Genomic DNA, 15,058 nt, shown 5'->3' with positions numbered 1-15,058 from the left:
GGGCCGGTTGATAGGAGAGACTTTTGACGACCTCCGCCGAAGGTGTCAGCGATGGGATTCACCATGCGGTGCTGCGCGATATGGCGTGGCTCATCGTCACACCAGATTTGGTGACCCTTGGCGATTACCCAGGCCGCCCCACACGTTCCGCGCTGGGCTTAGCAGAGGAGCAGCATAAGTGGCTCGACACCCTGCTACCCAGGGTGCAAGCCCTAGATGGCAAGCTGACCACGCGCATGGGCCACTACCATGAACGGCTTTGGCAGCTGTTACTGGATAACGCCCCTAATACTCGCCTACTGGCCAACAACCTACGCATCACCCAGCGCCGCAACACCTTGGGAGAGCTGGACTTGCTCTACCGCACGCGGGATCTCCCCTCCCCCATTCATTTAGAAGTGGCCATCAAATTTTATCTCGGCCTGCCGGACGGGCCGGGAGAGCCCACCAGCCAAAGCCGCTGGATTGGCCCCGGCGGCTTGGATAGTTTGGCGTTGAAGTGCGGTCACCTTCTGCACCACCAGCTGCCGCTCTCCCGCACGGCCCCTGCAAAGGCCGCCATGGCGCATTGGCTAACGCCCAGAGACATCTCGGAGTCCGCGACGTTCAGCGCACGGCTCACCCAACGGCTTGCCATGCCCGGCGTACTGTTTTACCCCTGGCATGTCGCACTGCCACCACCAACCGGCGCAACCGCCGAGCATCGGCGGGGGTGGTGGTGCTATCAACACGCTTGGCCCAGCGTGGCCGAACGCTACAGCACGGCGCTTCAGATCGCCTGGCTGGAAAAGCCCCACTGGTTAGCGCCGCCAATGCTCGACGCATTTGGCCCCGCCCAAGCGCAGATGGCGGACGTGATGGCGCAGATCAACCGCTACGGGCCGCAGCAAGTAATGCTGTACGACCCACAGGAAGAAGAGAACTGCCGGGAAGAGAGTTGCCAAGAAAATAGTGGCCAGGAGAGACCGCTAACGCGGCTGATGGTGGTACCCGACGACTGGCCGCGCCAGGTACCGCTACCGCCGAAGCGGCGTGGCTAACCCGCCGTCTAAACCACCACGAGATTGTCGCGATGGATCAGTTCGTGGGCTTCCACGTAACCAAGGATGGCTTCGATCTGATGGCTTGGCTGGCCCGCTAGCTGGCGGGCTTCGTCAGCGCCGTAGTTGACCAATCCCTTGGCCACGCGAGCGCCCTGCTCGTCCACACACAGCACCATGTCGCCGCGCTTGAAACTGCCCTGCACGTCACGCACGCCCACCGCCAGCAGGCTGGAGCCTTTGTCGCGCAGCACGTTGACCGCACCCGCATCCAGCACCAGCGTACCGCGCACCTGAAGCTGTCCCGCCAGCCAGCGCTTGCGCGCCGCCATCGGCGCTTGATCCGGACGCAGCAGCGTGCCGAGCGCTTCGCCCCCCATGACGCGAGTGATCACCTCCGGCTGGCGGCCGCTGGCAATCACGGTCACCGCGCCGGAGCGCGCCGCGAGCTGGGCAGCACGCACCTTGGTGCTCATCCCCCCCCGGCCCAGCGCCCCGCCGCCGCCCGCCACGGCGGCCAAGCGGGGGTCGTCAGCACGCCCCTCAGCAATCAGCGTGGCGTCAGGATTATGGCGGGGGTCGGCATCGAACAGGCCTTCCTGGTCGGTGAGCAGCAGCAGCGCATCGGCTTCCAGCAGATTCGCCACCAACGCGCCGAGGGTGTCGTTATCGCCAAAGCGGATCTCGTCGGTGACGACGGTATCGTTTTCGTTGATGACCGGCACCACGCGCATCTCGACCAGCGTGCGCAGCGCCGAGAGCGCGTTCAGGTAGCGCTTGCGGTTGGAGAGGTCGTCGTGGGTAAGCAGAATCTGCGCGGTGAGCATGCCGTGACGGGCAAAGTGCTGCTCGTAGCACTGGGTCAGGCCATTTTGGCCCACGGCGGCGGCCGCCTGAAGCTCGTGCACGGCGCTAGGGCGCGCCTGCCAGCCTAGGCGTACCATGCCGGCTGCCACTGCACCGGAGGAGACCAGCACCACCTCTTTCCCCTGCTGATGCAGGGCGGCGATTTGATCCACCCAGCCGCCGATGGCCGCTTCATCCAACCCGCGACCATCATTAGTAAGCAGCGCGCTGCCAATTTTGACCACTACCCGGCGGGCGCTACTCAGCGCCTCACGGCCTGGCAACTGCTCGTTGTGTTCCACGTCGCGACTCTCCCACGCCATTGCGCTCACGCGTTTCATCCTAGCTAGTACGCCGCTGGCTTACGGGGCGTACTCCACTTCGACATCGTAATCATCGTCGTCGAAATCGTCATCGTCTTCTTCATCATCGCGCTTACGACGACGGCCAAGGCGGGCCTCGGTACGGGCCACCGACTCCTCTTCCATGCGGCGACGCATCTCCTGCTCGCGGGCATGGGCCTCTTCGTCTTCGTTTTCCAAACGCTGCTGCTCGGTGAGCCAGCGGTAAGCGGCCTGCACCAGCTTATCGGTGCCTTCACTGCTGATCGCCGAAATGCGGAAGACGGGGCCATCCCAGTTCAGCGCATCAATAATCGCTTGGGCGCGCGCCTCGCGCTCCTCTTCCGGCAGCAGATCGAACTTGTTCAGCACCAGCCAGCGGGGCCGCTCGGAGAGCGCTGGAGAGAACTGACCAAGCTCGTGAATAATCGCCTGCGCCGCTTCCACCGGGTCAGACTCATCGAACGGCGCCACATCGACCACGTGGAACAGCAGCCGCGTGCGGGTCAGGTGCTTCAAGAAGCGCAGCCCTAGGCCAGCGCCGTCGGAGGCACCTTCAATCAGCCCCGGTACGTCGGCCATTACAAAGTGCTCATGCATACCCAGCTTCACCACGCCCAGGTTCGGCACCAGCGTAGTGAACGGGTAGTTGGCCACTTTGGGCTTGGCCGCCGACACCGACCGAATCAGCGTCGACTTACCGGCGTTGGGCATGCCGAGCAGGCCCACATCCGCCATCACTTTCATTTCCAGGCGCAGGTTACGACGGTCGCCTTCGGTGCCCGGCGTGGTACGGCGCGGTGCACGGTTGGTGGAGGATTTGAAGTGAATGTTTCCCAACCCACGGCGACCGCCTTCGGCCACCAGCACGACCTGACCGATTTCCGTCACGTCGGCAATCACCTCGAGGGTGTCTTCATCGATCACCGTGGTGCCCACCGGCACTTTGACGTGCAAGTCTTCCCCGGCTTTACCGCTCATCTGGCGGCCCATACCGCCCTGCCCGTTTTCAGCTTTGTAGAAGCGCTGAAATTTGAAATCGATCAAGGTGTTGAGCGCGTCATCACCAATCAGGTAGACGCTGCCACCGTGGCCGCCATCGCCACCATCGGGGCCACCTTTGGGCACATATTTCTCGCGGCGAAAGCTCAGACAGCCATTGCCGCCTTTACCTGCCTCAACAATGATCGAGGCTTCATCGACGAACTGCATTGGATTCTCCCGGCCGCTTCCGCCGCCCTCACTGCACTATCCCCACCCGCCTCATGCGGGCAAAAGGGATCGAAAAGACAAAAAAGCCCCGCCATGGCGGGGCTTTTTTTCGTCATCTTCGCACTGCGTAAGTGACACAAGAGCACTTACACAAAGCAACCTAGGCTGCTTAGGCAGATACGATGCTGACGAATTTACGGTTCTTCGGACCTTTGGTCTCGAACTTCACGACGCCATCGTTCAGTGCGAACAGCGTGTAGTCACGACCAACGCCCACGCCAGTGCCGGCGTGGAAACGCGTGCCGCGCTGACGAACGATGATGTTACCAGCGGTTGCCGCTTGGCCACCGTACAGTTTCACACCAAGGCGTTTGGATTCGGAATCGCGACCGTTACGCGTGGAGCCGGCTGCCTTTTTATGTGCCATTGCAAAATCCTCCTAAAGGGAATTGGCTGCTTACGCAGAAATTCCGGTAATTTTGACTTCAGTGAACCACTGACGGTGGCCCTGACGCTTCATGTGGTGCTTCCGGCGGCGGAATTTGATGATGGTGACTTTGTCGCCACGGCCGTGGGAAACAACTTCGGCGGAAACCTTGGCACCGCTTACCAGCGGAGCACCAACGTTGACGTCGTCGCCGTCTGCAACCAGCAGCACTTCATCAAACTCAATCGTTTCGCCGGTAGCGACTTCGATTTTCTCGAGCTTGAGGGTCTGACCTTCTTGAACGCGGTACTGTTTGCCACCGCTTTTGATAACTGCGTACATGTCGCTCTCCGGACTTGTCGTTAATGCCGGTTACGCCCCGCGTAACCAACGCTCATCGCCTTCCGCTCTTATCGACCTGCTGCGAGTGGCGCCCCTTTTGGCAACCATCTGACAGGGAGCATGATGAGTGGGTCGCGGATTATAACGACTATCGCGCCTTACCACAAGGCCACCGGTACTTGTCAATCACCGGCATGCCGCCCCCATGGCGCTACGCCTTGACGCCTTACAGGCAGCCCCATAGCATGACCTCACTCTTCTTACCCGCCGCGATGAACGGAACCCATGACAGCCAACGTCTCTCCAACCCCGCCTGCCAGCCCTTCGCCCTCACCGCTGCACGCCGTGGTGGCCGATGACTTTGACGCCGTCAACCAGACGATCGTCGCTCAGCTCAACTCTAAAGTGCCGCTGGTGGAAACCATTGGCCAGTACATCATCGAAAGCGGCGGTAAGCGTCTGCGCCCGCTTCTGGTGCTGCTGGCGGCCCGTTCGTTGGGCTATGAGGGCGACAAGCACATCACACTCGCCACGCTGATCGAGTTCATGCACACCTCCACGCTGTTGCACGACGACGTGGTGGACGAGTCGCACATGCGCCGTGGCAAGAAAACCGCTAACGACGCCTGGGGCAATGCGCCTTCGGTGCTTGTGGGCGATTTTCTCTACTCCCGCTCGTTCCAGATGATGGTCGACGTTGGCTCCATGCGTATCATGGCGATCCTTTCCGGCGCGACTTGCGTGATTGCGGAAGGCGAAGTGCTGCAGTTGACCAACATTGGCAACCCCAGCATTTCCGAGGCGGATTACTTCGAAACGATTCAGGGCAAAACCGCGATGCTGTTCGAAGCCGCCTCCCATAGCGGCGCAGTGCTCGCCGGGGCCACGCCCGAACAGGAGCGCGCCCTGCAGCATTACGGCCGCTACCTGGGCCTGGCTTTCCAACTGATCGACGACCTGCTGGACTACCAGGGCGACGCCACGGCCATGGGCAAAAACGTTGGTGATGACTTGGCCGAAGGCAAGCCCACGCTGCCGCTGATCCACGCCATGGAGCGTGGCACCCCCGAGCAAGCCAAGCTGATTCGTCAGGTGATTCGTAAAGGCGGTCTCGAGCAGCTAGACGACGTACTCGCGATCATCCAGGCCACCGGCGCCCTCGAGTACACCCGTGCTCGGGCAGAAGAGATGGCGGACAAAGCGCTGGCTGAACTCGACGCCCTGCCAGCCAGCACCTACCGCGACAGCATGGCGCAACTCGCCCGCTTGGCCGTCGATCGCCAAGCCTAATCGCCGGGAACGGCGTCTCTGCACAAACAGCGCAAAAGGGGCTTGAAAAAAGCCCTTCGCCTGCGTATGATTCGTCCCGTTGTTGAGCACGCCTTAGCAACCTTCGGAATATAGCTCAGCTTGGTAGAGCGCTGCCTTCGGGAGGCAGAGGTCGTAGGTTCGAATCCTGCTATTCCGACCAAGAATTTAGTGAAAACGGCCACTTAGCTCCTAGAGCAAGTGGCCGTTTTTGTTTTTGCGCTGCTATTTTCCGAGCGATCAGCCCAGGTGCCACCAGCGCGGCAGCAGTGCGCGCACCTTGGCTTGAGCAAAGCGGTCATCCATCAATACCACCACTCCTTCATCGTCCGGGCTGCGGATCACTCGCCCGGCGGCTTGCACCACTTTGATCATCCCTGGAATACGATAAGTGTAGTCATCACCTTGGCCAAAACGTGTTTGCAGGCGCGCTTTTAGCGCTTCGTTGAAATCGTTAAAGGGCGGCAGGCCCAGTGTCGCCACGAAAGCGCCGATGAGCCGATCACCGGGAAGGTCGATTCCCTCCGCGAAGGCACCGCCCAGCACGGCAAAACCGATGCCTTTACCGCCGGGGGCAAAGCGCGCCAAAAACGCCTCGCGCTCGGGCTCCTGCATGCTGCGAGTTTGCGCAAACACCGGAATCTCAGGGTGCGCCTGCTCAAACACACGCATCACCTGCTCTAGATAAGCAAAGCTGCTGAAAAAGGCTAAATAGTGGCCCGGCGAGCGCCGGTACTGCTCTGCCAGCGTAGCGACGATGGGAATTACCGACGCAACACGATGATGATAGCGCGTAGAAATGCCCGTACGTAGCTGCACCTCTAACTGACGGGCGACAAAGGGCGAATCCACCTCGCGCCATACGCTCTGCTCGGGCAGGCCCAGCAGGTTACGGTAGTAATGGAAAGGCGACAGCGTGGCGGAAAACAGCACCGTGCAGTGAGCGCGCTTAAAGCGCGGGGCGAGAAAGTCCGCCGGGATCACATTGCGTAACCCAAGCACCGCACTTCCCTTGCCTTGAATCTCCAAATCGCACAGCGAGTGGTCGCCGAACGATTCCGCCAGGCGGCAGAATGCAAGCGCTTCGAACAGCAGTTCCTGGAGTGCCTGATTCGCGCCGTCGGGGTGCTCCACGAGATAATCCGAGATAGCCCCGGCCAGGGCATGCAGTGCGCCCACCAGCTTGGTGGGTAGCGCTTCTAGCAAGTGGTAACGCCGTTCTGAGTGCTCGGCGGCCTCTTTATTGAGCGCCTGCCACTGCCTGCCCACGCGGGCCAGCGGCTTGGCTAAGGCGGGCGGGGAATGACGGCGCAGGAAGCTCAAACGCTGCTGGGAGAGCGCGGCGCTGTACATGCCGCGAGCACGGTCTACCAGGTTATGCGCCTCATCCACCAGCAGCCCCACTCGCCAGTCGTTGGCCTGGGCAAGCCCGTGCAGCAGCGCGTGGCTATCGAACCAGTGGTTCACATCCCCCACCGCCACATCCGCCCAGCGGGCCAGCTCCTGGTCTAAGTAGTAGGGGCAAACCTGATGCGCCAGCGCCACCTGCCGCAGCGCATCGCGCGCTAGCCAACTTTGTTCCACCGCTGCCTGGCGGGCGGCAGGCAAGCGGTCGTAAAACCCTTTTGCTAACGGGCAGGCATCACCTTGGCAGGCGGTGCCGGGGTATTCACAGGCTTTATCGCGGGCGACGAGTTCCAGCACCCTCAACGGCTGCGCGGGGGCATCTAGGCTCGCCAAGGCATTCAGCGCGAGGCGGCGGCCAGGGGTTTTCATAGTGAGAAAAGCGATGCGGTCGAGCCGCTGGCGGGGCATCGCGGAGAGCATGGGAAACAGCGTGCCCAGGGTTTTGCCAATGCCGGTGGGCGCTTGGGCCAGCAGGCAGCGTTCGGTGCTGGCGGCTTTAAACACATCTTCCGCCAACGCCCGCTGGCCTGGGCGAAAATCCACGTGGGGAAAGGTCAGCGTGGCGAGCCACGCATCGCGGCGTTCGCGGTGGGCAGCCTCCTGCTCGGCCCAGGCTAAAAAGCGCTGGCACTGGTCGGTAAAGAACGCATCAAGCTCTGTGGCACTGGCCTCCAAGGTCAGCCGCGTTTCCTGACCGCTGGCAATATCCAGGTACACCAGCGCCAGCGTGATGTGCGAAAGGCCGCGCTCGGCGCAGAGCAGCGCGCCGTATACCTTCACCTGGGCCCAGTGCAGTGCGCGCTGGTTATCCGCCATACGCGCCAGGCTACCGCGATGGGTTTTAACCTCTTCAACGCAATTCGCCGCCACATCGAAGCCATCGGCGCGGCCCGCCACGCTTAGCCCCTGATATTCGCCGGAGAGCGGTAATTCGGCCAAGTAGCCCGCTATGTTTTCCCGACGTTTGGCCACTAGCGCGTGGCCTTCAATGCCCTCTTGGGCGCTGGGCGCGGGGGTAAAACGGTGGTCGAGGTCGCCTTGGCGTGCGGTGAAGTCGCACAGCGTACGCACTGCGACCCGATAGCGGCTCATGAAGTTGGCTGCCAGCGCACGTGACACACCTCGACCGGCATGTCGTGGCGGCAGAAGAAATCAATCCAGCGACGCTGGTTATCCTGCAGGCGGTCACCGGGGCCTTTCACTTCGATCATACGGTAGCGAGGCTCCCCGGCGGGCGCATCGGGCATTAGCTGAATAAGATCCGGCAGGCCTGCCCGATTGTGCTTTAGGTCACTCAGCAAGCGGATAAAGCAGGCGCGCAGATGCGCGGCGGGCAGGCAGCTAAGCGCGACTGTTAACAGCGGTTCGCTCAAGACACCCCAGTGCACAAACGGCGAGGTAATGCCCTGCTTCGCGTGCCAAGTCGCGCGCATCGTCTCGCGGTAGCGCCCGTCGTCTAGCTGCGCCAGGCAGGCGTCGATCTCAGCTTGGCGCTGACGAACGAAGTCCTCGCGGTACAAATCCGCAGGCCCACTATGAAACGGGTGAAAAAACGCCCCCGGCAGCGGTTTGAAAATCGCTGGCCAGAGCAGCAGACCAAAAAGCCCGGTGATTAGGCCGTTTTCCACATAGAACACCGGAGCACTGGCGGTGGATAAGTGTTCGGCAACGGCGCGCTCTACCGATTGAGGGCCAGGAAGCTCCAGCACGTAGGTCGGGGCCTCGGCGGCTTTCACGGCCTGGGGGGCAGGCTGGTTCAGCTTGCGCGCCAAGCGCGGCAACAAGCGCCCCAGCGCTTGGGCTTCGCTCTCCCCCGCCTGCTCGCGCGCGGCCTGAGCGAGTTCATAAGCCTCTGAATAGCGCTTCAGGCGTTCCAACACTCGCAGCCTGCGTATGCGCGCCTCGCTGTTAGTCGATTCGGCGTAAAGCGACAGCGCCAGCTCCGTATTGCCGCTACGTTCCGCCGTTTGCCCCAGGGTAAGCAGCAGCCGCGAGCGGCGTGCGTCTAGCCAACGGTTGTTGGAGGCCGCGGGCACTTCTGTAGCCAGCTGTTCAGGCAGCTCACCGTTTTCTAGGCGTTCGCGCAGGTAGTGTAGTGCCAGATAGGTGTCCACCTTGTCTCGATGCTGAAACGCCCGTGAATCGGCGGTCAGCGGCACTTGTTCAAAACGCTGTAAACCCAGCTCGGTGAGCACGAACTCGGCCCAGTCCTGACGCAGGTTGCCAAAGAACATCAGCCGCAGGCGGTCGCACAGCGCCATGACGTTGAGTCGCACGATGTGCGTTGTTGCGGCAGGCCACCACTGGCGCAGCGGCAGTGCATCGGTAAGCATCGGCGTTAACGCCGCCTGAAGCGCTGTTTTGGTGGCGTTAGACGGCAGCCCAACGGAATTCATAGAGGCTTTCAGGGCGTCGCGCAGCTCGCTTAAGCGCAGCAGCCGAAACAGCTCCTCCACGCTTAACAGCGGCGCGTCATCCACCCAGCCAAGCGCCATTAGCGGCGCCAACGCCTGATAAGTATCGCCAATTTCGGGATAGCGGAGCTTATCCACGCGGAACAGCTCGCCTTTACGCATCACCATCCGCACTAACAGCGCTTGAGAAGCGCGGGGCAGCTGCGACCACTGCTGGAGCGTGTGATGCTCATCGGCACTGAGTAAATCACCGTGGCGCGCCTGCACCCACGCGACCACGAAGCGAAAATTCGCTAAGTAGTAGAAAGGATCATCGAGGGAGGCGGTCGCCGGAGCGGCAGAGGCACTGTTCATGCATCCATTGTAACAGTGCAAACAGTCGTGGGTTAACCCACGCGGTGTTGGTAAAGCACTTCCAAGGCATCGTCAGCGGCTTGCTCGTCGGCGTTCGGTGTGTCAGAGGATGGCTCGCTCACACGCGGGGCAGGCTTCGCTTGGGCAGCTGGCCTGCGCCCGCCTACCAGCACGTACCACTCCGCTTCGGTCAGATAGTGCTGGCACCAACGGCTTAGGCCATCGGCAACGGCGTCGCGGCTGCGCTCGCCGCCTCGAAACGCGGTCGCCAGGTGAAGTAAATCCTGGCGGGCAGTGCGGGCACGGGCGTTGCCCCCATGCACTTTAGTGAGCGGGCAGCGTCGGTCATAGGCCGCGTTGGTGAGGGCATTTAGCCAACGCTCCACTTCATGTGCCTGAATACCGCCGTAAACTGCCACGTGCCGCTCCCGCGTTGAACGATCAAATTAAAAAAGAGATAACGACCTATAGCATAGGCCAAAAAGGCATAAGACTGCCCGAATTTCGTGCAACTGTCACCTTAATGCCTTATTTCGCGCCCTGCATGACCTCTTCAAACCCTTGTAAGACGTTCACCACGTTGACCCCGATATCCTCAACGGCATAGCCCCCTTCCATCAAAAACACGCAGGGTAGCCCGGCCTCGGCAAGACGTTGCCCAAGCGCAATAAAGTCGGCGTGTTGAAAGGTAAAGGCGCTGATCGGGTCACCTTCAAAAATATCCACACCCAGCGATACCACCAGCAGCTCGCACTCTGCTCTGTGGATGTGCGCCAGCGCCTCATCCAACGCGGCCATCCACGTCGCAACGGAGGTGCCCGGTGGCAGCGGGTAATTGATCGTGAAGCCTTCACCTACTCCTTCGCCGGTTTCGTCGCTGTAGCCCGAAAAGTAAGGGAAGGTCACGTCAGGGTCGCCGTGGAGCGAGGCGAACAGCACGTCGTCACGGCGATAGAAGATCTGCTGGGTGCCGTTGCCGTGATGAAAATCCACATCGAGAATCGCGACACGGCGCTTGCCAGCGTCCAGCGCACGCTGGGCGGCGATGGCGGCATTGTTAAAGAAGCAGTAGCCGCCGAATTGATCCACCGCCGCGTGGTGGCCCGGCGGACGGCACAGGCCGAAGGTCGGCTCGCCAGTGGCGAGGGTATGATCGATTGCCGCCAGCGCCGTATCTTTACTTGCCAAGGCAGCGGCAAAAGTGCCTTCCGTAATCGAGGTTTCAGCAGCCAGGGCGTAGTAGCCCAACTGGCCGCTCACCGATTGGGGAATGCGGTCGCCGCGCATCGTTCGTGCAGGCCAAATGTTGGGAATTGCTTCCCCCGCATGCCCCGCCGCTTGCCATGCCTGCCAGCAGTTTTCCAGGAACGCGACGTACTCGGCATCGTGAACCGCCAGCACGGGCGCTAGGCCGTAATCGTTGGGCGCGCGCACCTCCAAGGCCGCTTGGCGCAGGGCTGCCAGCACCAAATCGATTCGTTCCGGGCACTCGAAGGGCGTGACCAAGGCACCATCGTGCAGCTCGCTGCGTGCTTGGCGGCGGCGACTGCCTTCGGAGAAAAACGTCAGCATCAAGGCTCCTTACTCTTCATACGTATATGGCCACTTGGCGGCCCAGCGGCGTTTTTGATCGGGTGACTGCTGCTTTAGCCGATACTCTGCTCGGCTGGCCTCAGCGCGGTCGGCAAACGGCTGCGCGCCGAGCAGGGCTAACGGCGGATTCGCTCGGGTATAACGCGCGCCTTTACCCGCCGCATGGGCGCGGTAGCGCTTGGCGAGGTTGTTGGTAATACCCACATAGGTACCCCGCTGACACTCTAGCAGGTAGAGATACCATTGGGGCGGCGAACTCTTGTCCATGATGACTCATTGGTTGACGGGCGTGGTGGCCGTTCGCTGAGCGGCCAGCAGGCGCTCGAGCTCCGCCAAGGGCATGGGCTTGGCCAACCCGAAGCCTTGGAAGCCGTCGCAGTGATAGCTTAACAGCCGCTGGTGCTGCTCGCTGGTCTCGACCCCTTCGGCCACAACGCTCAGCCCCAAATGGTGAGCCATGGAGATGATGCCTTGAACGATGGCGGCATCATCGCTGCTGTTGGTCAGCTCGTGAATGAAACTGCGGTCGATTTTCACCGTACTGATGGGCAGATGCTTCAGATAACTCAGGCTCGAGTAGCCGGTGCCAAAGTCATCGATGGAGACGCTGACCTGCATACCGCGAAGGGCATGTAGAATCTCGATGGCGGAGGCGGTGTTATCCATCAAAATACCTTCGGTCAGTTCCAGGGAGAGCTGTTCGGCAGGCAGCCCGGTATCGGCCAGGGTTTGGCGTAGCGTGGCCAGGAAGCTGTCACGATGGAACTGTAGCGGTGACAGGTTGACCGCAACGCGCAGTGCGCCCAAGCCGCTGCGCTGTAGTGCCAGCATGTCGTGACAAGCGCGTTGCAGCACCCACTCGCTGATCGGCATGATCTGCCCGGTGGCTTCCGCTAGTGGAATGAAGCGTGCCGGCGAGACATAGCCTTTGCTGGGATGCGGCCAGCGCAGCAGCGCCTCCACGCTGGCAATATTGCCTTGCCGATCCATCAGCGGCTGATAGTGAAGCTCGAAGCCTTGGTGGTCGATCGCTTCTTGCAGGTCATTGCGCAGGCTCACTCGCTCGCTGGCCAGCGCATTGATGTCGTGACTGAACCAGGCGTACGCGTTGCGTCCCTGCTGCTTGGCCTTGTACATCGCCATGTCCGCCTGCTGGATCAGCGTTTGCGGCTGCGGCGTGTCGGGCTGGCTCATGGCAATCCCCACGCTGGCGGTCAGGTACAGTTCATGGCCCTCCAGGCAGTAGGGTTTGGCGAGCGCGGGCAGCAAGCGCTCGACCACCTCGATGACCTGCTGCTCGTCGCCCGTATTGGTAATCAGCAGCACGAATTCATCGCCCCCCAGGCGGGCGACCGTGTCTTCCTGGCGTAGCCCGGCCCGCAGCCGCTTGGCTACTTCGATCAGTACTTGGTCGCCTACCGCATGCCCTAAGGTATCATTGATGGGCTTGAAGTCGTCCAGATCGACGAACAGCACGCTGATCCGCTCACCGCTGCCTTGGGCGGCGGCAAACTGCTTATGCAGGGTCTCTTCGAACATCATGCGGTTGGGCAGACGGGTCAGGTCGTCATGGGTGGCATGGTAAGCCAGCCGCGCTTCATAGGCTTTGTGCTGCGAAATATCGTGCTGAACGCCCACGAAATGCGTGACCTGACCTTCGCTGTCTCGCACGGGCGCAATATAAAGATCGTTCCAGAATGGCGTGCCATCCTTACGGTAATTGCACAGCGTGACATGGGTTTCGCGCTGCGCTTGAATCCCGCGCCGTAGCTTGGTGACCATGGCGGGATCGCTCTCTGGCCCTTGCAAGAAACGGCAGTTTTGGCCAATCACGTCACTCTGGGCGTACCCCGTCATGGTGCTAAACGCTTGGTTAGCGTAGATGATGGGCAGGTCAGGCTGTCGGGCATCCGCGATCAGTACGCCGTTGACGCTCGCTTCCACGCTGCGCTCCAGGGTGCGAAGCCGCGTCTGCTGACGCCGCTTGTCGGTCACGTCCTGGGCGATACAGTAGACCCCCTCGATGTGCCCGTTGACCGTGACGGGCAGGCTGATCAGATCCAGAATGCGTTGCTGGGCCTCCCGGTCGGTCATGGTGACTTCGTAGCGGCTAATGCCTCCCTGAAGCACATACGTGAAGTGCGCTTTGATGCGCTCTCGCTCGTGGGGAGCAATGAAATCGGTGAAGTGCCGCCCCACGACCTCGTCCAACGGGTAGCCGGTCACATCGGCACAGGTGGTATTGGCGGTTTGGAAATAGCCGCGCTGATCCAGCGAAAAGACGGCGTCGGGGTGGTGCACAAACAGCGAGCGGTAGCGCTGCTCGTTCTCTTCCAACGAGTGACGCGCCGCCGCCAGCTCCCGAGTACGGGCAATGGTAGCCCCTACGACGCCCACGCTAAAGGCCAGCAGCCAGCTCATCACCAAGCCGCCCATGGCCACACTGATGGGCATCACCCCCAAGAGGTACCAATTATGATGCTGCCCAGGATACGCGGTCAGCATTAAGTTCACGCCGCCAGGCAAGCCAGTGAGCCGGTTGGCCAAGGCGTTCACGGGGGATTCTACGCCTTCCACGGCGAAGCCCGAGGGGTGCAACATCATCAGCAGCTGTTCGCCTCGGCTCACGCCTACCTGAAACGGCCCCAGCGCCAGGCTTAACTCATGGTTGAGCAGCGCGCTCAAATCGATGGCCGCCAGCAGCTGCTGCGCTCGGTTGGGCACAGGAAGCGCCATCAGCATCATGCTGCGCTGCTCGCTATCGGGCATCAGCAGCCGCGGACGATCAAAGGGCACCGCCAGCCACGCCTGTACGCTGGGTTTGGCTAATTGTCCTACCAACCAACCATCGCGCCCCTGCTGACGCCCCTGGCGCCAAATCAGCCCCCCTTGAGCATCGATCAGGGCGATGGCATTCAAACTCAGGGTATCGCGGAAATAGCTCTGGGCATCTTGTTGGAGCAGTGTCGTGCGCTGCTCGTCAGGCAAACTCCCCAGGCGCTCTGCCATACGGTGCATGAGCTGCAGACGCTCTGACATGGCCTGCTCCGCGTTGAGCTGCACGTTATCCAGCAGATAACTGGCTTGCAACTCGATGGTCGAACGCTGGTTCATGCTCAGCAGTAACCACGCGAGACTACTCACCAACACGCCCGCCAACCCCACCATGACCGTGAGCTTACCAGGGCTCAGCCGCTCGGCGCGATGTCGCCAGCCCGCGACCAGCAGCGCGGCTCCCAGCAGCACGATGAAGACCAGCACCGCAATGGGCGATGAGCTGAACAGCGGCCGATCTTCTGCATCGCTCATCCATAGCCGCGCCACCACCCAAACGCCGAACAGCAGTAGCCCGACCCCAGACGCTCGCCAGCAGACTCGGCGCCAGTGGCTGCCCACGCCGACCCACAGACACGCAGTCATCCAGCCGAGCATCAGCACCGCTAGGGTGGTCATGCGCTCGTCCTGACTCACCAGTGACGTTGCGACGCCACCATCCACCACGTTATGTAGCAGCGTATAGAGCAGCAGCACAGCCAGCACGGCGGCGCTCAGTTGTCGCAGCCAAGCCAACTGACAGAGCGTTGCCAGCAAACTCACCCCTATCAGAAACGTGGCCAGCGACGCATCGGGGACCAGCAGGGGGCCGAGCAGTGTTTCAGGCAGCACCAGCCCGACTAGCAGGCCAGCACTTCCCATCAGCAGCAGCGTGGCCGAGACGATTAAGAGCAGCGTTTCGGCTGCAAGATCACGAGTATTTAGCGGCACGCGGCCTCT

At 61.5% G+C, this 15,058-nt stretch carries 12 protein-coding genes and 1 tRNA gene; 3 read left to right on the top strand and 10 right to left on the bottom strand.

All coding sequences use genetic code 11. The features are described 5' to 3' along the window. Window positions 1–23 precede the first annotated feature (23 nt). Window positions 24–1,040 carry a DUF1853 family protein gene (locus CTT34_RS01300; RefSeq protein WP_368026991.1) on the top strand — a complete coding sequence of 339 codons (1,017 nt, stop codon included), beginning with the start codon at window positions 24–26 and terminating at the stop codon, window positions 1,038–1,040. An 8-nt stretch (window positions 1,041–1,048) separates the two neighbouring features. Here the strand turns inward: CTT34_RS01300 and proB are convergent, their stop codons facing one another. The 4 genes from proB to rplU form a co-directional block, all read right to left on the bottom strand. Next, entirely contained in the window at window positions 1,049–2,209 is a 1,161-nt protein-coding gene (proB, locus tag CTT34_RS01295) for a glutamate 5-kinase (RefSeq protein WP_254436476.1), read from the bottom strand. 39 nt (window positions 2,210–2,248) lie between these two features. Beyond that, window positions 2,249–3,439 carry an Obg family GTPase CgtA gene (cgtA, locus tag CTT34_RS01290; RefSeq protein ID WP_159340707.1) on the bottom strand — a complete coding sequence of 397 codons (1,191 nt, stop codon included), beginning with the start codon at window positions 3,437–3,439 and terminating at the stop codon, window positions 2,249–2,251. Window positions 3,440–3,608: 169 nt separating this feature from the next. Beyond that, window positions 3,609–3,866 (bottom strand): 50S ribosomal protein L27, encoded by a 258-nt coding sequence (rpmA, locus tag CTT34_RS01285; protein WP_139527922.1) that lies wholly within the window; start codon window positions 3,864–3,866, stop codon window positions 3,609–3,611. A gap of 30 nt (window positions 3,867–3,896) precedes the next feature. Continuing rightward, entirely contained in the window at window positions 3,897–4,208 is a 312-nt protein-coding gene (rplU, locus tag CTT34_RS01280; protein WP_139527921.1) for a 50S ribosomal protein L21, read from the bottom strand. Window positions 4,209–4,493: 285 nt separating this feature from the next. Here rplU and ispB point away from each other — a divergent pair, with 285 nt between their 5' ends. Both ispB and CTT34_RS01270 read left to right on the top strand, forming a co-directional pair. Next, on the top strand, window positions 4,494–5,498 hold the full coding sequence (ispB, locus tag CTT34_RS01275) for an octaprenyl diphosphate synthase (protein ID WP_159340706.1): 1,005 nt from the start codon (window positions 4,494–4,496) through the stop codon (window positions 5,496–5,498). A gap of 104 nt (window positions 5,499–5,602) precedes the next feature. After that, window positions 5,603–5,679 (top strand) — tRNA-Pro (locus CTT34_RS01270). 77 nt (window positions 5,680–5,756) lie between these two features. Here CTT34_RS01270 and CTT34_RS01265 read toward each other — a convergent pair. From CTT34_RS01265 to CTT34_RS01240, 6 genes are all read right to left on the bottom strand, one after another. Then, the gene (locus tag CTT34_RS01265) at window positions 5,757–8,015 is read right to left on the bottom strand and encodes an ATP-dependent DNA helicase (RefSeq protein ID WP_159343678.1); all 2,259 of its coding nucleotides are present in this window, start codon (window positions 8,013–8,015) and stop codon (window positions 5,757–5,759) included. Then, on the bottom strand, window positions 8,012–9,691 hold the full coding sequence (locus CTT34_RS01260) for a VRR-NUC domain-containing protein (protein ID WP_159340705.1): 1,680 nt from the start codon (window positions 9,689–9,691) through the stop codon (window positions 8,012–8,014). Before CTT34_RS01260 ends, CTT34_RS01265 begins: the two co-directional genes overlap by 4 nt. A gap of 32 nt (window positions 9,692–9,723) precedes the next feature. After that, entirely contained in the window at window positions 9,724–10,110 is a 387-nt protein-coding gene (locus CTT34_RS01255) for a hypothetical protein (protein ID WP_159340704.1), read from the bottom strand. Between the two features lie 109 nt (window positions 10,111–10,219). After that, a complete protein-coding gene (locus CTT34_RS01250; protein WP_159340703.1) occupies window positions 10,220–11,263 on the bottom strand; it encodes a histone deacetylase family protein in 1,044 nt (347 codons plus the stop codon). 9 nt (window positions 11,264–11,272) lie between these two features. Then, window positions 11,273–11,551: a GIY-YIG nuclease family protein gene (locus tag CTT34_RS01245; protein ID WP_159340702.1), complete on the bottom strand. Its 279-nt coding sequence runs from the start codon at window positions 11,549–11,551 to the stop codon at window positions 11,273–11,275. Window positions 11,552–11,557: 6 nt separating this feature from the next. Beyond that, on the bottom strand, window positions 11,558–15,049 hold the full coding sequence (locus tag CTT34_RS01240) for a putative bifunctional diguanylate cyclase/phosphodiesterase (protein WP_159340701.1): 3,492 nt from the start codon (window positions 15,047–15,049) through the stop codon (window positions 11,558–11,560). Window positions 15,050–15,058: the final 9 nt, after the last annotated feature.

Source organism: Halomonas meridiana, from assembly GCF_009846525.1.
Classification (GTDB): Bacteria; Pseudomonadota; Gammaproteobacteria; order Pseudomonadales; family Halomonadaceae; genus Vreelandella.
Note: the sequence above shows the minus strand (reverse complement) of the source record. Positions and strands in the feature narration are given on the sequence as shown.